Annotated in this window: 19 protein-coding genes; 1 reads left to right on the top strand and 18 read right to left on the bottom strand. The window is 57.5% G+C overall.

Annotated features, from left to right (window positions below; translation table 11 throughout):
- Window positions 1–39 precede the first annotated feature (39 nt).
- From JAO32_RS00510 to JAO32_RS00475, 8 genes are all read right to left on the bottom strand, one after another.
- Window positions 40–2,760 carry a GDSL-type esterase/lipase family protein gene (locus JAO32_RS00510; RefSeq protein ID WP_334236587.1) on the bottom strand — a complete coding sequence of 907 codons (2,721 nt, stop codon included), beginning with the start codon at window positions 2,758–2,760 and terminating at the stop codon, window positions 40–42.
- Window positions 2,761–2,801: 41 nt separating this feature from the next.
- Entirely contained in the window at window positions 2,802–4,961 is a 2,160-nt protein-coding gene (locus JAO32_RS00505; RefSeq protein WP_334236586.1) for a hypothetical protein, read from the bottom strand.
- Between the two features lie 52 nt (window positions 4,962–5,013).
- On the bottom strand, window positions 5,014–8,130 hold the full coding sequence (locus JAO32_RS00500; RefSeq protein WP_334236585.1) for a phage tail protein: 3,117 nt from the start codon (window positions 8,128–8,130) through the stop codon (window positions 5,014–5,016).
- A gap of 118 nt (window positions 8,131–8,248) precedes the next feature.
- The gene (locus tag JAO32_RS00495) at window positions 8,249–8,614 is read right to left on the bottom strand and encodes an NlpC/P60 family protein (protein ID WP_334236584.1); all 366 of its coding nucleotides are present in this window, start codon (window positions 8,612–8,614) and stop codon (window positions 8,249–8,251) included.
- A complete protein-coding gene (locus JAO32_RS00490) occupies window positions 8,614–9,168 on the bottom strand; it encodes an HNH endonuclease (RefSeq protein ID WP_334236583.1) in 555 nt (184 codons plus the stop codon). The genes JAO32_RS00495 and JAO32_RS00490 overlap by 1 nt, the downstream gene beginning before the upstream one ends.
- 2 nt (window positions 9,169–9,170) lie before the next feature.
- On the bottom strand, window positions 9,171–9,821 hold the full coding sequence (locus tag JAO32_RS00485; RefSeq protein ID WP_334236582.1) for a hypothetical protein: 651 nt from the start codon (window positions 9,819–9,821) through the stop codon (window positions 9,171–9,173).
- Window positions 9,818–10,183 (bottom strand): hypothetical protein, encoded by a 366-nt coding sequence (locus tag JAO32_RS00480; protein WP_334236581.1) that lies wholly within the window; start codon window positions 10,181–10,183, stop codon window positions 9,818–9,820. Before JAO32_RS00480 ends, JAO32_RS00485 begins: the two co-directional genes overlap by 4 nt.
- Before the next feature lie 3 nt (window positions 10,184–10,186).
- Window positions 10,187–10,639 carry a cell wall hydrolase gene (locus JAO32_RS00475; protein WP_334236580.1) on the bottom strand — a complete coding sequence of 151 codons (453 nt, stop codon included), beginning with the start codon at window positions 10,637–10,639 and terminating at the stop codon, window positions 10,187–10,189.
- 28 nt (window positions 10,640–10,667) lie between these two features.
- Between JAO32_RS00475 and JAO32_RS00470 the strand changes: the two genes are divergently transcribed.
- Window positions 10,668–11,405, top strand: a complete 738-nt coding sequence (locus tag JAO32_RS00470; protein WP_334236579.1) for a hypothetical protein — start codon at window positions 10,668–10,670, stop codon at window positions 11,403–11,405.
- Here the strand turns inward: JAO32_RS00470 and JAO32_RS00465 are convergent.
- From JAO32_RS00465 to JAO32_RS00420, 10 genes are all read right to left on the bottom strand, one after another.
- Window positions 11,402–13,675, bottom strand: coding sequence for a hypothetical protein (locus JAO32_RS00465; RefSeq protein WP_334236577.1), 2,274 nt, complete (start codon window positions 13,673–13,675; stop codon window positions 11,402–11,404). The two genes, JAO32_RS00470 and JAO32_RS00465, sit on opposite strands and share 4 nt — an antisense overlap.
- A 3-nt stretch (window positions 13,676–13,678) precedes the next feature.
- On the bottom strand, window positions 13,679–13,885 hold the full coding sequence (locus JAO32_RS00460; RefSeq protein ID WP_334236575.1) for a hypothetical protein: 207 nt from the start codon (window positions 13,883–13,885) through the stop codon (window positions 13,679–13,681).
- A 104-nt stretch (window positions 13,886–13,989) separates the two neighbouring features.
- Window positions 13,990–14,433 carry a hypothetical protein gene (locus JAO32_RS00455; RefSeq protein WP_334236574.1) on the bottom strand — a complete coding sequence of 148 codons (444 nt, stop codon included), beginning with the start codon at window positions 14,431–14,433 and terminating at the stop codon, window positions 13,990–13,992.
- 459 nt (window positions 14,434–14,892) lie between these two features.
- Complete coding sequence (locus tag JAO32_RS00450) at window positions 14,893–15,333, bottom strand: phage tail tube protein (RefSeq protein WP_334236573.1); 441 nt, start codon at window positions 15,331–15,333, stop codon at window positions 14,893–14,895.
- A 5-nt stretch (window positions 15,334–15,338) separates the two neighbouring features.
- Window positions 15,339–15,803, bottom strand: a complete 465-nt coding sequence (locus JAO32_RS00445) for a hypothetical protein (RefSeq protein ID WP_334236570.1) — start codon at window positions 15,801–15,803, stop codon at window positions 15,339–15,341.
- Window positions 15,803–16,093 carry a head-tail joining protein gene (locus JAO32_RS00440; protein WP_334236569.1) on the bottom strand — a complete coding sequence of 97 codons (291 nt, stop codon included), beginning with the start codon at window positions 16,091–16,093 and terminating at the stop codon, window positions 15,803–15,805. The genes JAO32_RS00445 and JAO32_RS00440 overlap by 1 nt, the downstream gene beginning before the upstream one ends.
- Window positions 16,094–16,096: 3 nt before the next feature.
- Window positions 16,097–16,258, bottom strand: coding sequence for a hypothetical protein (locus JAO32_RS00435; RefSeq protein WP_334236568.1), 162 nt, complete (start codon window positions 16,256–16,258; stop codon window positions 16,097–16,099).
- Between the two features lie 54 nt (window positions 16,259–16,312).
- Complete coding sequence (locus tag JAO32_RS00430) at window positions 16,313–16,786, bottom strand: hypothetical protein (RefSeq protein WP_334236566.1); 474 nt, start codon at window positions 16,784–16,786, stop codon at window positions 16,313–16,315.
- Window positions 16,787–16,867: 81 nt separating this feature from the next.
- Window positions 16,868–18,835: a phage major capsid protein gene (locus tag JAO32_RS00425; RefSeq protein ID WP_334236564.1), complete on the bottom strand. Its 1,968-nt coding sequence runs from the start codon at window positions 18,833–18,835 to the stop codon at window positions 16,868–16,870.
- A 105-nt stretch (window positions 18,836–18,940) separates the two neighbouring features.
- Entirely contained in the window at window positions 18,941–20,401 is a 1,461-nt protein-coding gene (locus JAO32_RS00420) for a phage portal protein (protein WP_334236562.1), read from the bottom strand.
- Window positions 20,402–20,505 lie beyond the last annotated feature (104 nt).

The following is a 20,505-nucleotide window of genomic DNA, read 5'->3' as shown; positions in this document are numbered from 1 at the left end:
GCCAAAGCCAGCCCCATCTTTTCGATCCTCACTCACTATCTATTTCCGCAACCATGAGCATCCACCTGCCGATGGAGACACTAGAAGCGGAGTAAACTCTGCGGTCTGGTTCGGCGAGATGACAGCACTGCCAGCAATCGTCTCGCTGTTCACGCCGCTCACTGTGATGCTATTAGTGGCGCTGCCGTTGAAGATCGTGCGAGGAGTGACCTGACCGAGGCAGTCGACGAGATTGAGCGTAGCGGCCGCGCTTGGTGTGTCAATGAGGTAGTTATCGACATAGGCCATGTTGTACGCATTCGACGTTGTTGTGTTCGGGTTGGATTGCGTGCTTCCGTCGTGCGTGTTGGCATCATTGCTCACCGCCTGCGCGACGAGTCCATAGCCGCTATAAACAGTTCCCGTGCCGTTCAGATACAGAGTTGCGCAGCTACCTCCTGTGCCGCCCGTGCCGGGACCGCGAAGATGGATGGAGTCCGGCTGATAGCAGTTCGTTGTGTCAGCATATGCACCGTCCTGTCCCAGTTTAGGAATTTCCGCGAGATCGACAATTCCGTTGTAGGCACTGCGCCAATCGGATCGCTCCAAGGCGTTCAGGGCATTCTTGTTCGCGTCCTGCCCCGTGCGGGAAATCATCGTCATAATGACTGCGCGATGACCGCGAGCCTGCAGCGATTGTCCACACTGTTTAAGCGCCTGCCAAGTTACAGCAGGTGGCGTGCCGGTGCTTACGTCATTGGTGCCCAGCCAGACATAGGTCGTAGTGTTACCTGGTGCCGTATAGGCGCTGATGCGCTGATCCAGCAGGTTGCACGTATCAACGGCGCTGATGCCGCCGATGCCGAGGTTGTTGACCGTATAGGAGTTGTTGAGCGCAAGAGCTGTAGTCCACTGAGCCGTTCCTAGGAACGAAGCCGTTAGCGAATCGCCAAGTGCATTCAACTGTGGCGTGCGCAAACCCGATGGGATGGGATAGTGGGGATACTGAGGACGAAGCGCGAGATTAGCTTGAATGTAACCAATAATCCCGGCGGCTTGCGCTGCTGTATGGTTCGCGCCCGCTGGATATACCGTTACCCATGTAATGACGCCGCGCCAGTAGGCCGCCAACCCGCTGAGTCCAGCACCAATCTGATAGGTTCCCGTTGTCAGAGGCGTGGATGCAACCGTAGAGCTTGAACCCTGAGCGCCGTACGCCTGCTCAACGGTATCCATATAAATGTGGTCCGTGGTGCCGGGGACATAGCCAACCACATGGCATCCGCTAACCGCGCCGGTGTAATACGTCGGGTAATTGAATGCACTGTACTGGAACACCGTGGGAGCGAATGCAAGCTTCGCATAGGATCCTTGACCGTTAGAGCTTTGGAGAGAAAGCCCCGTTCCTGCTCCTGAAGACCCCCACAAGACAGCATTGGACGTGTAAGGAACTCCGCCAACGGAAGTACCTGTCGTAGATGCTAGGTTGGGTGTGCAGAAGCCGATATAGACGGCACCGAAGGATGTAATCGGCGTGGAGATGTTCTGGTAAGAACCGGCTGTCGTGCCGCCGTCATGGAAAGAGACGCCATACCCGTTCCAGGTAGGCGCCGCCCCACCAGCTCCAAACGTTGCGGTGTTTCCTTGGAGCGTGGCATCGGCTACGGTCGTTCCCGTCTGCTCAAGAAATCTCCACTCTGCCGAAGCCCCAGGTACAGGGTTGGAGTAGATGTTGGTGGGGGCACCAATCAAGTCTGAGTAATTGCCAGTGGCTGATACCTTTGCCAAGGACTCTGCAGGATCCCAGCCCGTGCCGTTGTAGCGACAAAGACGACGCACCGAACCGCCGCCAGCCGTGCAGGGAGAAGCTGCTGTGGCATCGGTCTGAAAGACCATCGTCTTGTTTGCTGTCAAGCCAGTCGTCGGGAACGATGCAAAGGCATACGAACCAAGCGTGGCGTCAGCGCCTGCAGGGCCAGTTGCACCGGTTGCACCTGTCGGCCCCGTGGCACCTGTTGCGCCAGTGGCACCGGGTGCGCCATCATCACCCTTTTGAGCGACGAGCTGCCAGAAGCTCGTGGCCGTGGCGGGATCCTGATTCGTGCTTGCCTGCAACGCAACATAGCTACTGCCATTACGCAGTACCGCTGTCCCGGATGTATACGCGGTGACACTCGACCATGTGCCGCCCCATGTAAGACCAGCGCCGCTGCCCTGGACGTTCACAAACACGCCACCCACGCAGGTACGAATGGCAGAGGGATTAACCGGCGCGTAATAGATCGACGGCACCGTACACCGCGCGGGAACGCTGGGCTGCACGATAATACCGACTGCAGAAGCAACCGCAGTCTGCGGGGCTGAGTAGTGATCCAGCGCGAAAGGTGTCGATCCGCAAGCGGCTGGAGCAGTCGCCGGAATAGTAAAGACCGCGGTCCCCTTCGGAGAGGTGCCGATAATCTGCACCTGGTAACTCACCGGTGAGTTTGGAGTGGTCGCCGTCGCCGTGCACTGATCCGGCACGGAGAATCCGTTCGCAATCGCGCCCGCCGTGACGCTTGCTGATAGCGCTCCTGAAACGAACTTGCCGTCTGCGGTGGTGATTGACAGCGGCTGTCCGTAGCCATTCACCGGTGCGATATAGATGGTGCCCGTTAGCGGCGTGTTTCCGATGGATAGCTGCGTTGCGGTTACAGGCGTCCACGCATTTGTCTGCGCAAGCGCAGCACGCGCGTTTGGAAACCAAAGGAGAAGCGGCAACAGCGCACGAAAGAATCTCATGCGCTGTTTATGTAGGAGGAGTCTTTAAGCGAGCAAGAATACTATGTTGTTCTTCCGGCTACTTTAACGCGATCGAACCCGTAGCCAGCCAGTTCGCCACCGTTACCATTGCGAGCAATTTCAGTGGTTCCCCACGTATAAGAAACGCCTTCCACGGAGTCCGTGCCGAACATCAGCGCGAAGTATTCTGAACTGCCCTTGTTGAAGTTGGCTATCAAATCGAAGTGTTGCGCCGGAGTCCCAAGCGCGGTAGTGTTCGGCGTGGTGAGACTGCCCACAACTGCGAATGGCGATAGCGTATACACATAAACTGTCGACGTGTTCGTTTCGCCAGCCAGCAGCCGCACGGTTCCTCCGCCAGTATTCACCAGCTTTGTGCCTTCACGCGCATTCGCTGTGGCATGCACTAAGAATGAGCCTGCAGTAATCGTGTACGGCGTCGCCAGATCGGCGGTATACAGCCCCACCTTGCTCTTGCCTGTCCCATCATCCACCGTGGCCGCGACATACCAGGTACTACCTACAAGCATCCATTGCGCGTCCCAGGTGGAATGGCCCCCCGGAAAAGCGATTGCATTGGCAACCATGATGTGTGTGCCTACAAGAGGCGCGGTGTAACGGGTATCTCCCACGATCTGGGTCAGTCCAGTGCGATCGAACAGACCAAAAGATGTAGCCGTTACCATCCAGCACTTACGTGTTCGATCAAACACAATCTGCCCTGCATGATGGCCGCAGATATAGCGCAGAGCGCCTGCCGTGTCACTCCAAAGAACACGGCCAACCTGCTTGATCCGATAACTAAGTGGATCAAATGTGAACACACCCATATGGCTTCCGGCGAACACGGCGTCAGACGTCCCATCGTTGTAACCGCCGAGCGTCGCAGTGAAGTAGAACAAGCCCTCTTCTTCATAGGGCGTTCCGTCTTCATACGTTACCCACGAGTAATCCCGTAGCCCAACACCGCCAAAATTGCTTACAGAGAAATTCTTGAAGGTGATGCCGTTCCCGCTGCCGACTGACTGCAGTCCAACGCACCAGTTAAAGCCCTCAAGAAAATTCGCCACATCGCGAGGATCAATATAGGGCTTAAGATTGACGATCGAGGAACGATACTGCGACCCGTCGGGCTTAGTCTGGAGAGTGTAGACGTATGGGCCATCCACAACACACGAGATCGTGTCACCCGCAGCCAGGTTGCTACCCGTCGCCACCTCTCCCAATGTCTGGATCGTTCCGTTGAACATTCGCAGGCGAACAGAGAGCTTATTGCCGTTGAAGTCGTAGCAGGCAAAAATCCAGGTATTGTCCGAGTTAATCATGCCAACGAAAGCACGGACTTCACCTGTAGAGTATGTCGGTAGAGCATCCACCACCACAGTCGCAGTTTCGAAGGAAGTCTGGATGCGCTTACGCAGCGTCCAAACACCCCAACTCGCCGCTCCGGTACCGGAAAAGGGTTCAAGCCTTAGCCCGGTTGCTGTCAGCGCTTCCGTCCCGCCATCAAAGCCTCCGATCGCGCCAACGTAATAGCCCTGGCCTGCACTCCATGGACGCAGAGCGGAGGTGTAATACGAATCACCGATTGGTGAGTAAATGCGTCGATTCGCAACGAGCTGAAATGCGGGCATCACCTCTGGAGACGCGCCGGCCGCCTTCGTTAGTGCAACCGTTGACACCGGCTGCACCAGCGTCAACAAACTATTCGCCGATGCGGCTGCCGCAGAAGCAGACGCTGCCGAGGCTGCCATATCATCCTCGATCTGAGCAATGATGTCCGCCGATGCTCCAGGGGGGCCTGCGGGGCCTTGCGGGCCCGCAACAATCAGAGCAAGTGGATCATCCGTGTTCGGCTGCGCGGTGTCCAGGTTTAGCGTAACGCCGGTCTGCGTCTGCACTTTGCGCATAACGCGCAACACCTTACCACCGCCATCCTTCACTGTTAGCCGTAAGCAGCAGTTCGCTGGCATCGTTACAGATGTATCGATAACCTGGCAGCCACCAGGTATAGCGCCATTTGTGACGACAATAGGACTAATCGAGCCCGGAAGTACCGCACTTCCTCCGCCGCCCGCAGCTACAACCAGCGGGACATCTTTGATGTTTGTTACCAGTACTTCAATAACCCCGTCGGATAATTTATTTCCGGTAGGATCTGCGATGTTGTTTGCGGTGATGGGTACATAACCGGTCGGCATAATCCCTGATTACCGGAAGTGATGCCATCCGAGGAAATTTGCTATTACCCAATCAGCGCTCGATGTCTAAGTCTGGCGGACCATACCAGCTACTTCCGCTTCCACCTGTGATTGATGTGATAGAGCCGTTGCTATCCAAGGTAAGCGTGCAAGCTACCGTTTTCGATCCGTAAGGCTCGTCCCCGTCATTTCCCACAAGCGTTGCGGTAGAGAGAGAAGTGTATCCAGATCCACCGTTGATAAGGTTGAATCCGTCAACCGTGAACCTGGTCCCTACCTGTGAAAGATCCAGCGTTATATAAGCAATGATTGGCTGCGTCTGCACATTGACGGGAATATTTGCAATTGCGCTATGCCCTTGATCGTCGGTTGCAGTTGCGACCAGATTGTAGGTTCCTGGGTCGATTCCACTGTCTACTGTGGCGTTACCTGTGAATGGCGTGTATTGCGACTGCGGCGTTCCCGCTGTGAGTACTAGCGGCGTACTGTGTCCCAACGCTGTCAGATCGACGGATACGACCACGCCGGTGCTTGCCACATCTGGTCGGACGTTTACCGTAATAGTGGCGTCGATCCCTGGCTGGGCCGGACTAGAGGCCACACCGATAATGGCGAATCCTGCAGAGGGACCACCTCCGCCGGTGGGAGGGGTTTCTTTTAGTCCGTCCGGCGCCGGGATGTCATAGGTGGATTGATCGTAATCAACCGCACTTATCTGGCATTGCTCTCCCGGCATGCGCCGTATCTGCTTAATGCGAACCAATTTAGCCTGCCTCGTGGTGGATTGGTAGATATATCCAGCATCCAGCGGCGTCGGCGCCATGGAAAGGGGTGACTCAAGTGTTGCGACATCACCTTTCAGTGCAGAGACGCTCCGTGTCTCCATGACATCGAGATCCCATAAGTCAGCGAACCCCACGGATAATCCCGACACACTATCAGCCTTCAGCACTGTCGCACTTACAACGGTTATCGCAACGTCAATCCCCACCTGTACGAGTCTTTTTACTGGAGTCGTGCCGTCGTAACCTGAAACCGTCAGCATGTTTCCGGAGATAGAAGAAATCGTGACAGTGGTGCGCCGCAGAGCGGGATGCACCACTATCACGTTGCAGCTATCGTCCAAAGGGTTCGGGTAGTCATTCGCCTCAAGAACGATGGATGAGGCGGTGCTACCTTGCTGAATCCTTCCACCGTAACCCCACTGTGGAACGTCGTGTTGAAGTTTCACGATGTTGCCGGTGCGGCAGCGTATCGCCTGCGTGTTCGACTTCCACGTATGGGTCCGCAGCAGCGTCTCAAGTTCGCGGAGCCGGAGCGCAGCCCAGTACCAGGCTTGCACGCGGCTGGTGCATCCAAGCAGGTTGATGTCTGTCTTCTTCAGCGCTTCGGTAGAGTTCTCATCGCTATCCGCAATTACGCGCAGAGGGTTGCGTGTGCGGTAGTCGTCGTCTTCGTCAGCAAAGGTTACAGATACTTCCTGTGCCCGATCTTCCAGATTTAGGTAAGTCTTGGAGTAGCTGTCCGCAAGCATGTTCCCCATGTGGAACATTTGCACCGGGTCATCATCCATATCCAGCCAGCCGGTAATCTTTGTGCCCACGCGCTGAAGGCTGGCACGTGACATCACACCGATGGTTTGCAGCACATCCCAAATACTCTGATCGCTCTGGTCGAATACACCGTTGAACGCCGCGAGCTTCTGCGTACCGCCGTCGCCGTCATCCATCATCGTCTGTGTAAGCGCAGCCCACTGCGCAAAGAAGTTCAGGTCAATGCGCTCGTCGGCTACATCCGCGCCAATCACAGGGTCATGAAGAACGTCATACGCCACCACGGCAGGCGTATCTTCAGGGAGTCCCGCGAGTTCCGCCGGCAAGCTGCTGCGCAGCCCATATTCAATGACCGCTGTCAGGTTGAGGTCTGCACCGGCCAACTGGTCTGATGCCATGATGCGCAGGCACACCTGGATCATGTTCGGGTAGGCCAGCGTGTCGTAGCTCGTCTCCTGAACGCTCTCGACCCATAGCTGATCGCCCCACTTGTTACTCTCGTGCTCGAAGTTATCGAGCGCACTGTGCACAGCGCCGCTGCCGTTCTTCACGACCTTAACGTCATACCTTCCCGGCGTCAGTCCATCAATGATGGTCGCCTGGCGCAGTACTGTCTGACGAATGTTGTAGTAGTAGTGAGTCGAGCCCGTGAAGTCGTTTGAGGTGGCCGGAACATGGATCCATCCGCTATCGCCACTACCGGAGGCACGGTAATAGACGTCGTAATCGATCGCGGCACGCTTGATTTCTTCCGAGTCGTCCAATCGCCAAACTCCCTGGGGGAAGACGACATAGACAGTCAGCTTCTGAGTGTCGGTCCGCTGGCCAGGCAGGACGACGCCAGGGCCTCCAGCGCGAACGCGCTGCCCTTTCGGATAGTTATTGTTGATGGTGTTGAAGTCGGTGGTCGGGTAATCGTTCTGCGTGGTGCCGTAGTTCGTGCGATTGATTACTACCCAGCGCGGATCACTTGCTGTCACCGGCGTCTCATCGTTCACGCCGTAAAGGATGCAGTAGGCCACGTCCGCATAGTTTGAGATGTCCTGGTCGTTGATTCGCAGGTCGCTGATGGAACGTGCAGGACCAAACCCGAAGTTACAGCGGACATTGATGTATTGCCGGCCAATGGTATCCGCGCCGTCGTCGACGTCGTGCTGGTCGCCATTGTTTCCCATAATGTCGATCCACGACTCGATGATGTTCGAAGCTGTGCGGATCGTGCCGTAACCCTTGGCAATGGGAATGCCGGAGCGCGCAGTCGCTACGGGGCCAAGAACACCGTAATTACTGCCGCCGGGCTTCTGCTGGAAAAGCGAGGCTATTGCGCTTACGAATAGGGTGCCGCCAACGCTCACGAGCCCTGTACCTACAGCGCTGTACACCCCAATCATCCCAGTGGAAAAGGAAGCTCCGAAAGCTTGGAATGCCGCCGCGCCAAGAACCGCGCCAAAGCCGGTCGCAGCAGCCGCTACAGACAAGGCAGCCACGCCAATCATTGCGATGGAACGGAGCGTGCTGTTTTCAAGCAGCGTGACGGCCTGCACGTCGTCACCATCTTGCGGAACATACGACAGGCTGCGCTCTGGTGGCAGCAGCTCACCGTTACACGACAGCACATAGCGGCCGTCTAACCCTTCACGCTCTAGAGCTTCGCCAACCGTCTCAGCGGGAAGCAGCGCAATCGAGCGTTGATCTCTTTGAGGATTGAAAGGGTTCTCGCAGACGGTTAGCATCCTACGCTGGAACGTAGAACGACCGGCGCTTTGTGCGCCAAAGCGGAGACTCTAACGTGTCGATGTGAGCATGGCCTACTTCGCTCGTTGTGTGCAGGAAGCGGAAGCCATCCAGCATCGTGCCCACGTGTCCCTCGTTTGGGAAGTACACTAGGCACCCGCGCTCTGCTCGTTTCAGTTCGCGCCACGCAGACCGTAGGATCAACCGCATAGTACGGAGCTGCGCCGTCTCCTCATCGGGGGATGGCGGTATCTTCATCGACACACCTTGCCGGCGCTGCATCTCGATTGCAAGGCTGGCGCAGTCGTACTCCGGCCCACGGCCACCCAGCTTATACGGCGCGCCGATAAGGTCACGGCACTTCATCAGGCCAACACCGCATTGGTGGCAGCATAGTTACCCAATAATTTGATGGCCGCCCGGTCATAGGCTGCGGCCGCCTCTTCAGCGCTTGGGAAATACCCCAAGTGATGAGTGCGCTTTGCCACTCTAATGCAGGCCCGCCAGCGGTTGTAGCCTGCAACCTTAAAGACACCCTTGGCACCCGAAGTGTTATTCCTGTTTAGCGATCGATTCGCGCTGTTCTGCTGGAAGGTGCAGCCGCGTAGATTACCCAATCGATTGTCTAGCGGATCACGGTTTATGTGGTCGATACACTCAAAATCTCCTTCAAGCAGGAAGCGGTGCATCTTCACCTTGCGCTGCCTTGTATCCCCTTGGCGCGGAAGTGTTGTCACGGGGTAATGTCTGCCGTCTGAGTCTGAATCCGCCGACCAATTGAAAGTGCTGAGGCGGTCAAAGTTCTCCGCGTCCACAATGGCAACAAGTCCCTTGGTTAAGGGGATGTATCGGATGGCATTATCGTCTGGCTGCACCACGCCGGTGCGCTTAAGCTTTCTTGGGTAATATCCTCTCGGCATAGCTACCTCGTCACCGCGCGCAGGCCGTTTGAATCCACACCGGGGAAGGCTCCAAAGCGCAGTTGATTGCTATGCGCGCGGCATCCATTGCTGCCACCGAGGCGAAAGGAACACGTCGGCATGGTGCCGGTGTACCCGCACTGTGGTGACTTGTAGCGCCAGATGCAGCTATCTGCCGAATATGGGTGACGTCCGAACATGATGCGGAGTGGCGACTGTGCGCCGAGCGTGAACGTTACCCACTGGGCATCCGAAGTGCAGCCGGTGATGTCGAACGGCAACTCAAGGTCCGGTTCGCGGTTCAGCTTCTGACCATTCACCACGTAGATCGTTACGGATCCACCAACGCCGCCGCCATACTCTTCCAGTAGTGATTCCACGGCGCGATTCACGTTCGAAACCTTTACGGCCCACGAAGGAACGGATCCGTCAGAGTTCTCCTGCAATTCCGAGAACTCCCATGCAAAGGCCGTGTACGTCTGCACACCGTCACCGTCTCCGCAATCAAACTGCACGTCGCCGATGTTGCGGGCCAAGCGCAGCAGAGAGCCGTCAGGCCACTCAATCTTCGCCAGCGCCAGCCACGGCACATTACTGGCCAGCTTCGACTTCTCGACGGATGACGCGACTGAAATGGAAAGAGGCTGACTCAAATCTCCGTCACCTCAAACGTGGCCTTGAAGCGCTTGCTTCCAGCGGCCCACTTGTCGTCGTCTAACTCCGGTAACTTCGTGAACCGGACTGTCAACGTCTCAGGGTTGGCATCATCGCGGTTGTCGGTGAAGTAGAACGGCTGCCAGCTCCCCACGCTTCGCATGAACTGAATGAGGATGCGTCGCGCCTCCGGCGTCAGAAGGCTATACGTCACCTTCAGCGTCTTCCGCATGCGTGTGTAGCGCGGACGCGAAGCAACAGCGCCGTCCTCCATCTTGTCCTTGATGCCTGGATCGTCAAACGTCTCCTTCATGGAGATGTCGGGCGCTTTATACAGATCAGGAAAGGTCTCGTAGGCCACGCGCTATACCTCGCGGAAGAAGACGTGGTTTCCTACGGTGGTTGCATACTCAACGGCGCGCGGGTTCCAGCTCGCGGGGAACGGAACATCTGCGCCACCCGGAAGCATGAAGTGCTTGTAGTGCTCGATACTCTTCGGTGCGTAGTACAGCGTGGCGCCGTGTGTGAGGTCCACAAGTGTTCGCGCCTTCGCCGCCGCGGCAAGCTGCTGCGCCTTGCGCCACGTCTCGTCCGCACCGTTTGGGAAAAGGAGTAGCTGCTTGTCACCTGGGGCCGTCATGGACGAGAACTGCAGAGGCTTCATCACCTCTTCGTCGCACGATGTGCGGTGCTTCGCGGCGCGGTTGGCGAGAACGTTCGCCACAGCCTGCATGCCAATCAAGCCTTCACCGCGCGCTTCGCGCCACAGACCGAGCGCAGTCAAGTCATAGCCCGCATAAGCCTTCAGGTAATTCATACCCGCACTTTGGCTCTAAACGGTGAAAGTGAGCGAATCTGTAAGCATGGCGTATCAGGTAACAGTGGACGCGAGTGGCTTCATAGCGCAGAGGCGCGAGCTGGAGAAGCGTTCGATTCCCTTCGCCTTGGCATCCACACTTACGGCAGTTGCCCAGGACGCGCAGGCAGAAGTGAAGCGCAATGTGCGGAGCTCATTCAAGCTAAGCAACACGTGGACCGAACAAGGCATACGTATCAAACCAGCCGATTCAAGGTCGTACCCCATCACTGCCGACGTCCACACAGATACAGCCAATCGACAGACCGGCGCGCCGGATTACTTGGGACGTCAGGAAACCGGCGGTGAGAAAGTGCAGCATGCCGGTGGACAATTCATCGCCATCCCGACGAAGTACCTGCGGCAGTTCGCGCCCACGACCATCCCTAATGAGTTACGCCCCAAGAACCTGCTCGGCGCAGCCAACGGCCGATTCCTGTACACCGGACGTAAGGGCCAACAGGTGAACGGTAGACAGCGCGTCATTCGCGGATTCATCTTCTTCAAGCAAAAGATGAAGGATGGCCGGTGGGCCATCCTTGCACGTGTCGCCAGCGATAAGAACGCGCGTGATGTGATTCCCTTCTATATCCTGGTCCCATCAGCACACATTCCAGAATCCAGCCTCCATATGGTGCAGACGGTGGCACGCGTGGTGCAGGATCGTTTTGAGCGCCAGTGGGATGTCGCCTGGCAGCGCATATATCGCAACGGAATCCGTATCTAAAGCCCGTGTCCACCCAGGATCTGACGCAGAATACCGCCTGAACTGTAGTCATCCGCGATCGTAGCAATAATCTTGTCGCGGTTATTTCCATCCTGAAAGACGTCGGCCACCTTAGTCGCTCCGGTCACATCCTGCTGCAGAACGATGGTGATGTGTGACGTGGTTCCTTTATCGCCCAGCACGTCGCCTACTGAGTTTCCAAGTGTGCCCGGCACAAAGGGTCGCACCACCGAGGACAGATCAACACCAGATGGCAGCTTCGTCTGAGGCTTCAGAGCACCACTTAAGCCGCTCGACGACTGCCTGAGTATGCCATCGATCTGCGGCTGGATGAGTTCTTTATAGACCTGCTGCGTGATTGACCGCTGGATGCTCTTCGCGAAGTTCTCGAACGCCTTTTGTCCTTGATCGATGTTTTCAAAGAGGCCTTCGAATGCATTGTCAAAGCCGGTGCGCAACGCTTCGGCGGACTCATCGATTGGATTCCGCAACTCCAGAATCTGCTCTTTCAGTTGAGCTATCTTCGCAACAGCATCCGCGGCTGTTCCAGCTTCGCTGGTGTCCGCAATCTTCTGATAGGCATCGACGACTTTCTGTAGCTCGTCCGCCTGCTGTGCGTCGATAGCTTGCCCCTGCAGACGCGCATCATCGGCGGAGATAAGACCTCGACGCTGACGAAAGGCGACATTGCTTCTACCGGCGTCCAGCAGCGTGCTCGCGCGGCTGTATTGCTCCTCGGCATCGCGCCGGTGCGACTCTAGAATCTGTGTCTCTGTGTCGATCCTCTTCTTTGCGGAGTCGCCTTCTATGGTGGCTATCTGCCCCGCAATCTTCTGGCGTTCTGCCATCAGATCATTGATTTTTGCGTCGCGCTCCAGGAGCTTCGCGCCAGCATCAGGACCGCTGAATGTCTGTCCCTGTAAGCCTTCGATCTGCGAGTTGAGCGCTGCCCGTCGTATGTTCGCAGCACCAAGCTGTGTGCCGTTGTACCGTTCCTCGATCGCCAGCTTCTGGCGATAGTAGTCCTCATCGGAAACGAGTTTGAGCTTATGCCCGGCGTCCAACTGCGCCAACTCCTCGTCACTTTCAGCCTTAGCTTGACGCAGAGACTCATCCGCGGCCGCTTGCTGCAGCTTACGCAGAGACTCGTCCATTTTTGCTTGCGCCTCTTGCATCTTGCGACGCAGCTCTTCTTGCTTGCGTGCGGCATCCGCTGAGTCCTTATTCCCCTTCAGCTGACCAAGCGTTGTGCGTTGTCCGGCTATCGTCTCGTCGATGCTTTCAACTCGCATGCGATCACGCAGGATCTGTGCGGCACCTTCGACGTTTGCGATGCGACCGGAGTTATCGATACGGCGCGCCAACGCCGCCGCTGGGTTCAGACCATTTGCTGCCAGGCGATCGCTCGCCACAATCGAATCCGACTGCTCTTTACGAAGTCTGCCTGCTTCAGTCACGTATAGATTGATTTGGTCCTGAAACGCCTTCTTTACGGCGTTGTTGCGGATGGCCGTCGCCGCTTCAATCTTCGCCTTGTCATTACCTGCCTCGTCGAGAGCCTTATCGTAGGCGGCGTTGGCTGTTCGCACCGCACCAGCAAGCTTTTCCCCGTCGGCCCTTATCTCCTCTTCTTGCTTACCGGTCGCTGCAACCCCGGTGAAGATGCTTTGCAGCGTTGATACTGAGTGCTCCCTCAGTAATGCATCCATCTCCTTGCGGTCAGCGTTGAGTGATTGCAGGAGTTCGTCTGCTGCCTTCTTCGCTTCCAATAAAGCTGTCGCCAGGCCATTGTTCGGATGACCAGACAGCTTGTCGATTTCGTCGTTCAGCTTGCTGCTGGTCAGAAGTAGGTCCGTAATGGCCACCTGATTCTTGTCGTGCCACTCCGCAAACGCTTCCGCGCCCTTCTTGCCGGCCTCTTGGGCATCTTTCGCAAGTTCCCTAACCTTCTGAATGTTCTCCAGAAGGATCGCCCCGAAGGCTATGCCGCCAACCACAGGAAACGCAGCTTGCAAGGCATCGCCCAATCCGAGCACGTCCGTAAGAAATCGTTCGACGGCTCGGATAGGGATACTTCCTTCAAGTTCTCGAATGGCACCGCTGGCAGCGGCAACCTTCGGCACTGCATGTTCCATGCCATCGCCGAGCTTCCTTCCAAGGTCGGCGGCAGGAATGGATGCCCGCCGCATCCTCTCTTCGATCTGGTCCAAGACCCTCGAAGTGTCATCCTGCCCCGTAATGACAACTGTTACGCCGCCGCCAATCGCCATAAGTTACGCCTTCAGCTTTCCGGCCGTCCGCTTCTTTTCAGCGCGACCCCACAACTTTTCAAACTTCTCTTCAGCCGTCAGCTCGCGACGTTTCGGCTTGCCGAGCGCAGACTCGAAGTAACGAAGGTCGCCAAGCATCGTCTCGGCGCTTACATCCCGCGCACCGGCACTTCGCAATTGCCAGGACGCACGCCATGCCAGATGTGCCATCGTCTGCGATTGGGCTTCCGCGAATGCGTCACGACAGGCGCGCCACACCGAGAGGGGTAGGCGCCGGAAGTCCTCAAAGCGGATCCCCATGCGCTCCGCATACTTCAGCTCCGCGTGCCAATTCCATGCGTTTGCGCGTGTGCGTCGGAAGGAGATGCGTCGTCCGCGCTTGCGACCACCTCCAGGCCTTCCCCCGGTGCGCCGAAGCTCGCCAGTACAGCCTTGGTGATTGCCGCCTGCATACCGCCCAGTTCGAACGGCTTTGTCTTGCGGCGCATCTCCTCCAGCGTCTCGGTGTAACCTCGGTCGCGGCGATCACCCGCACACAGCGCGTAGACCGCAATCATTTGGTCCGCTGGCGACAGAGCCTTGAGATGTACGGCTTCTCCCTTCTTCGCCATCGCCTGAGGCAGGAAACGTTCAATCAGCCAAAGGTTCCAGTGCGGCCCAACTGCTTCATACAGTGCATCTGCAGCATCCATATCGAACACGATCGGACGCTGTTCGCCGCCAATCTCAATCACACCTGCGCCTGTCACACTATTCATCGACACATCACCTCTTTTGCCAGAGCCTGCGGCGGAAGCATCAGCATGCGGTCACGTCGATGCTCGCGCACCGGTGGCCGCTTCCTTGCCTTCCGCGAGTGTCCGAAGTGCAACCCGCTTCCCACTGGACACTCGTAAAGCTCCATTCCCGACCAGGCTTTACCGCTGGCGAGCATATGGAGCTTGGCTGTGGTCCGATCTGGAAACGATTGCTTGCAGCACACTGCGCAGGTCTGTGGCATACCCCTGTTGTGCCGCGTTTACGCTCTTTCGAGCAAAGCCAAAGGCCATCCGTGGTAACCCGGATGGCCTTCGTGTTGCGATGGGCTTCGCCGAGCCCACCTTGTGCGCAGTGGTGAGACTGACTCACCGAAGCAGGGGCGGATCGCGTATGGGTCAGCCAGCCCTGCATGCCTGGTATCGACACTGGACGCTTATCCAGCTCGCACCGCGCCAGCTTTACGCCTCGATCGTTCCGTCCGTAAGCGCACCACGTCCATAGAACGACAGGTTGACTGCCTGCGCATCAGAGTTACCCGCGCCGAGATCGAAGCCATCGAAATTGATCGTGCCGGAATACATCTCTTCGTCGACGGCATCCACCGGACGAAATTCCAGCGTCACGTCATCGCCATTCACCAGCGCATTGAAGATCGCCGTGCGAGATGCCTGCGTGGTCACATAGAGAAAGCCCGCTGTGCCTGTGAACTCCATCAGGCCGCGCAGTGAGTCTTTCCAGCCGTTCGTGTCGTGGTCGCTGGCGTCAATCTTGTCGGCTTTAATGCTGAGCTTGATGTCCGTAAGGTTCGCGATCTTCGTCTTCGTACCGCTCGCCGCGGTGTCCGTGATGTAAACCTGTCCCTGGCGTCCTGCCAGTTTCCGCGCTGCGCCTGCCGCCATAGTCCTTACCCCTTTTCCGCGGGATCGCCGCGTTTCACAGCAAACTTGACATCAAAGTTGATAGTTAAGCCAATAATGTCGCGGCCCTCTGGAAGAAACACCGGTTCGTCAGTTCCCGTCCACTCGGTACTGATCGCCAGGCCACCAAACGTCTCGTCGCACATCATTGAGCGCACCGCAAAGAGGTACATCGGATCGAGCGCACCGTCTCCGTATTCATGGCCTGTGCCATCCACAATCGCGCGCACATCCACCGACAACAATCGCCCCCATGCATCGTGGTCTGCAGCATCCGGATCGTCTCTCTCCTTACCGGGAGAGATGTCGAAGCATGGGAGCGCAGATTCGTCTCCATCGCTGCGGATCTGGTCCAAGCGAGAGCGGAATACCGCTGCTGCTGGCGATCCGTCGCCGCCGAGTGCCACGGCAATGGCGCGCAGAATCTGTTCTCGTATCGATAGCTCGTTCACTAGCCCACCTTCAACCAGATACGCACGATCCCGCCATCATCCACCGACGTCTGCTTTCGCACCCTGAATGCGCGACCATCCACTGTGATTGCGTCTCCGGACCTAGGCATCGGCGATAGCGAACCCCGACCGATCTCCAGCACATGCGAGGTGTCCTCGACTTGCAAGCCGATGATGTCGTTATCGGATCCTGCTTCGTCCAGGTTGCCGCGCGTTGACTGCGCGCCGAATATTACCGGCACGCCTGAGTCACTGAAGAACACGTCGAGATCGCTGTCGCCGAAAGCCATGTTCTACTTCGCCGCCGCTACCGTGGACGTTGCGGCTTTCGCTTCGAGACGGTGTTCGATGGCGTAGCCCGCAGCGATCAGCTTTTCGGCCATTGCCTTTTCAAACTTCGCGGTCTCATTGGCGGCATACGCTTCGTAGGAACGTAAGAACTTCACAAGCTGCATCGCAATTCTCCAGAAAGAGCGGAGCCGAAGCCCCGCTCTCAGTTAAGTGACGTTTTAGACCGGCAGGATGCGCTGGCCGCCGAGTACGAAGAGTGCGGAGATTTCCGCGGTGTCCGTATTCGCTGCGCTCAGATCCGGCGTAAACTTCAGGCGCACATATTCCTTGGCACCCGCGAGATCCAGCGGAATCTGTACGATGCCACGCACCGTCCCACCACCAGCCGGCCCGGTCGCAACAACCGCGCTCGCACCCGTCGAACCCGTAGCGGCAGTCAGAGTGACGAATGTTGCATTGTCGTCCGAATGCTCAACGACATACGCCAGCGACAGCGTTGCGGCCGCAGCCAGTACAGCCTTGTAGCGAATCGCAGCCACCATACTGAGCGGCTCGTTGACAGCGAAGCGGTCGAAGGACTGGCTGGTCACCTGCACCGCGTCACCGGCACCACCTGCGGTGACAGCTACACTATCGCTGCCATACGCAAGGTCAATCCGATTCCCAAGATCATGATCCTGATAGAAACCCATGTTTTTCTCCTCCTGCGGAGATGCACTGCGGAATGCTTGCCCGGCCGAAGCTAGCTGCAACGGCCGGGACTTCGGTTACGATTACGATCCCAGCGTTACGCCCGTCAGAACCGCGATGGACGTGTCGCGCTTCACGTTGATGTCGTGCTCGACAATCATGCGGATCAGCGTCTGGTCGTTCTGGAAAGCCGATACAGCGCTGCCGTCGACGTCCTGGTAGCTCGCCTCCCCAGAAGTCTCCACACTGATGGCCGGAACGTCGCCGATAACAACGTCAGCAAAGTCCGCCAGAATGATCTCGGTTGCAGTTCCTGCGCCCAAGTTCTCCGGGATCTGCGTCGTCACCTTGTAAGGCATCATGAAGAGCTTGCCCTGCAGCATTTCGGCACGGAACGCGAAGTTGCCGAGTCCGTCGCGCAAGTTCATGAGGAAGTATTCCGTACGTGGCGACAGAATCCAGCCCGGATTCACCATTGGAGTGTTGAACTTACGCAGCGCCAGGACCAGCAGGCCAAGCTGATTCGTCACGTTGCCGAGCGAGCTATCTCCGGTATAGGCAATAACGTTGGCCTGATTCGCCAGCCAGCGGAAGCCGCGCGGGCTGAACTCGCTGCCCGTGCTGCGGATGAAGGAGATGTCTTCCTTCTGCGCGATAGCACGCACCAAGTCGGTCCGGACCCACGCATCAGCGCTGTAGCTGGAGTAACGAATCAGATCATTGGAGATGGGAACCAAAGCCGCAAGCTTCTTCGCGGAAAGCTTTACAGCGCCAGCAGTCATGCCGGTAACCGGGATGGGCTTATTCTCACCGATGTACGAGGCCGCCGTACCGCTAGTGGTCTTATTCATCGTGAAGGATCCGTTAGCCATGGGCGCCAGGGACGGACCAAAGCTACGGACCACGGAAGCGGGGCGAAGCAGTTCAATCACTTCCGCCGAGATGTTTTCGGGGATAAAGATGCCACCGGCTGTCATGGAGCTTGCATTCAAAGCACGCTCAATCACGGCATCCTTCAACACTTCGCGAGCAAAGCGTGCAGAAGCTGCAACACCATTCTTCCCACCCGCGGCGATGGATCGCACGAAGCGAGCGGCACGAATGCCAGGCTCAACCTTATCGGCAGCGTCCACGACGACCACTGCATCAGGGCGCACAGCGCTTTCCGCAGAACGCTTCGCCTGCTCATCGAGCACGTAGCTCTTCGCGTCGGAAACACTTCGCTTGTTTGCAATGAACGTGTCGCGCACAGCCTCGGTGAAAATATCCGGGTACTGCTGACGAACTGCGTCCATCTCGCGGAATTCGGTCATAATCTGGTCACGAGTCGGCGCGGCGGGCGCGGCGGGCGTCGTCTCCACATTCGGAACTACAGCGGGAGTTGCCATGCGTTTGTCCTCTTCTTTTTCGGCCGCAGCCGGTTTTGACTTCGGCGCACTCAAACCGCGCACCGGGTACTGCTCCGCACCATTAAGGCTGCGGCCCACGCCGACTGAAGGATCGGCAGGAACAGCGACTAAGCTGACCTCTACCGGCTCCCACGTCGCGCGATAAGTTCCGAGGTAGTCCTCGTCTTCGTCGTCTGCGGCGTTCGCATCCGCGACACGGTTCAACTGGTGAATGATGTAACCCACGGAGGTGTAGCGGAGGGTCTTGTCGTCGACCTCCTGCCGCGTGGTTTTCGCGAAGCCCGTGGTGCCAAAGTAGGCATCTCCGCGACCAATACCATCAGCATCAATGGCACAGTTCTCAAGGCGGCCCGCACGCTGATCTGGATCATGGTTCACCAGAAGCGTCAGGCCCTGCTTCATGCGCCCGTCAATCACTTCGCCGGCGTCATGGCCCAAGATTTCGTTCCACCAGTAGCCGCCCCAAGTGACACGCTTCACGGGATTATCAGAGGAGAACGAAAGCGGGACGGGCTGGTTGTCGCCGTCCTGCGCCTTCTCCGCCCGCAGCGCGAACGCTCGATATTGAACCGGCAATTGCTGGGGAATCTGCTTGTCAGTGCTCACGATGCGACTATGCGTGTAAAGAGAAAAGGCGGGCAAAATTCGCCCGCCTCCACTTCCTTAAGCACTCGCTTCTACTTCTTCTGCGCATCTCCTCGCGCGTCGCACACCTTCACGCCGCCGAGTGATCGCAAAGCGCCTCCGCTAACTACCGCCCTTGGCGCCTGACTTGTTCCCACCATCCTGTTGCCCGCTGCTTGCTGTTTCTCCATCGTCTTCCTCCACTACACCGTTGCCGGCACTGTCGCCCTTGAGATCCGCTCCGAGTTTTACGCCCTTCGCCTTGATGTACTGCTGCTGGTAGGCGATTTGGTCGATCGTCTCCTCGAAGTCCATGCCCTTCTCTGCCAGGCTGTTCGTGAGCGTTCCCAAGCCATTGTCATTGGCCAGAATGTCCGCCTGAACGTCCTTCATGGGGTCGATGTATCCCCAGCGCCGCGGCGTCCAGACGATGGATTCCTCGACTACATCGCGCGTGACCTTGCCAAGCGTTACAGCGCCCTTCAGGTCCACTGCCTCCAACCACCACGAGAAGACGCGGCAGATGAAGTGCTGGATGAAGTTCTGCTGGCCGATGCGGTAACCGTCGCGGGTCTCCATCATGCCACCGCGCATCGAAGACAAGTTGACGCTCTCCAGGTCATTCGCCAGCGTCGGATAGTCCACGCCGAAGCCAGCGGACACAGCTCGCAGCGCGGTCTTCATGAATACGGCATATGCTGCATTCGGGTGCTGCGGGTCGTACGTCTGCATCTTCCACCCGGTGGGCAGAATGTCAAACTGTCCCGGCTCTACCTCGTCGATAAAACTGTTCTGGTCAAGCTTGTCCTTTTCACCGGTGTACTCCGTCTCGCCTTTCTCGTTGTAGAAGAAGCCCGCCTTCGTCGCGCCAAGACGCGCGGCCTGCGCCTCCGCGTCCTCGTACCCACTGACCATGTTTAGCCGGTAAGCAGATGGAGCCATCTCCGGAATACCGCGGATCTGGTTAACGAACCACGGCACAAAGTAGTGGATGACATCGCTGGCCGGTACACGGATACGCTCGCGAGGCTGCGATGCGCCATAGAACAGGTTCGGCTTAAAGAAGTGATAAGCGACCGGGGCCAACTCCGGATCGAGCTCTACGCCCATGACGATGATGTTGCCGTTTGGCAACGGAATTTGCGAGTTGTAACCGGCGTCGAGCTGATCGGGATCTACGATGCGCAGGGACATGCCGAATGGGTTGGCCTTATCGACGACTCGCTGCACGAAAAACTCGCCGTCCGTGGGTGTCTGCGCCTGCAGAAACTGCTGCATGGCGGCGAAGCCCATGTCCTTCTTCACGGAGCAATACTTCGGCAAGCACCATGTCGTCCACGCCTGCTCCAGTTCCTTGTTGAGCTTTTCGTTCAACTTGTCGCCGCGCTGCTGCTTCACCTTGGCCTGCATCGTCACACCCATATGGCCAACGATGTTTCTCGTCTTCATGCCTGCGAAGCTGGATGCGTAGGGATCATTCATGCGCAGGTATCGCGACCGTGCCCGCAATTGCCGAAGCTGCGAAATCAGGATGGCGTTGATCTGCTGCGGCATGATTGGCCAGTCACGTGTCTGCCGAGACATCTGTGCGGCCTTAAAGGAACGGCGCCCAAATCCGTCATGTGCGCGCTGTTTAACGCGCGGCAAGATTGATCTACGCGCATCAGAGAGGTCGATCGGTTCGATAG

It is taken from the genome of Terriglobus sp. ADX1 (genome assembly GCF_036877645.1).
Lineage (GTDB): Bacteria > Acidobacteriota > Terriglobia > Terriglobales > Acidobacteriaceae > Terriglobus.
Note: the sequence above shows the minus strand (reverse complement) of the source record. Positions and strands in the feature narration are given on the sequence as shown.

What these genes read in the sequence shown, in the direction of transcription:
- JAO32_RS00510 (WP_334236587.1), bottom strand. Translation starts at nt 2,760, where the DNA reads ATGAGATTCTTTCGTGCGCTGTTGCCGCTTCTCCTTTGGTTTCCAAAC.
- JAO32_RS00505 (WP_334236586.1), bottom strand. Translation starts at nt 4,961, where the DNA reads ATGCCGACCGGTTATGTACCCATCACCGCAAACAACATCGCAGATCCT.
- JAO32_RS00495 (WP_334236584.1), bottom strand. Translation starts at nt 8,614, where the DNA reads ATGAAGTGCCGTGACCTTATCGGCGCGCCGTATAAGCTGGGTGGCCGT.
- JAO32_RS00490 (WP_334236583.1), bottom strand. Translation starts at nt 9,168, where the DNA reads ATGCCGAGAGGATATTACCCAAGAAAGCTTAAGCGCACCGGCGTGGTG.
- JAO32_RS00475 (WP_334236580.1), bottom strand. Translation starts at nt 10,639, where the DNA reads ATGAATTACCTGAAGGCTTATGCGGGCTATGACTTGACTGCGCTCGGT.
- JAO32_RS00465 (WP_334236577.1), bottom strand. Translation starts at nt 13,675, where the DNA reads ATGGCGATTGGCGGCGGCGTAACAGTTGTCATTACGGGGCAGGATGAC.
- JAO32_RS00460 (WP_334236575.1), bottom strand. Translation starts at nt 13,885, where the DNA reads ATGGCACATCTGGCATGGCGTGCGTCCTGGCAATTGCGAAGTGCCGGT.
- JAO32_RS00455 (WP_334236574.1), bottom strand. Translation starts at nt 14,433, where the DNA reads ATGAATAGTGTGACAGGCGCAGGTGTGATTGAGATTGGCGGCGAACAG.
- JAO32_RS00450 (WP_334236573.1), bottom strand. Translation starts at nt 15,333, where the DNA reads ATGGCGGCAGGCGCAGCGCGGAAACTGGCAGGACGCCAGGGACAGGTT.
- JAO32_RS00440 (WP_334236569.1), bottom strand. Translation starts at nt 16,093, where the DNA reads ATGGCTTTCGGCGACAGCGATCTCGACGTGTTCTTCAGTGACTCAGGC.
- JAO32_RS00435 (WP_334236568.1), bottom strand. Translation starts at nt 16,258, where the DNA reads ATGCAGCTTGTGAAGTTCTTACGTTCCTACGAAGCGTATGCCGCCAAT.
- JAO32_RS00430 (WP_334236566.1), bottom strand. Translation starts at nt 16,786, where the DNA reads ATGGGTTTCTATCAGGATCATGATCTTGGGAATCGGATTGACCTTGCG.
- JAO32_RS00420 (WP_334236562.1), bottom strand. Translation starts at nt 20,401, where the DNA reads ATGTCTCGGCAGACACGTGACTGGCCAATCATGCCGCAGCAGATCAAC.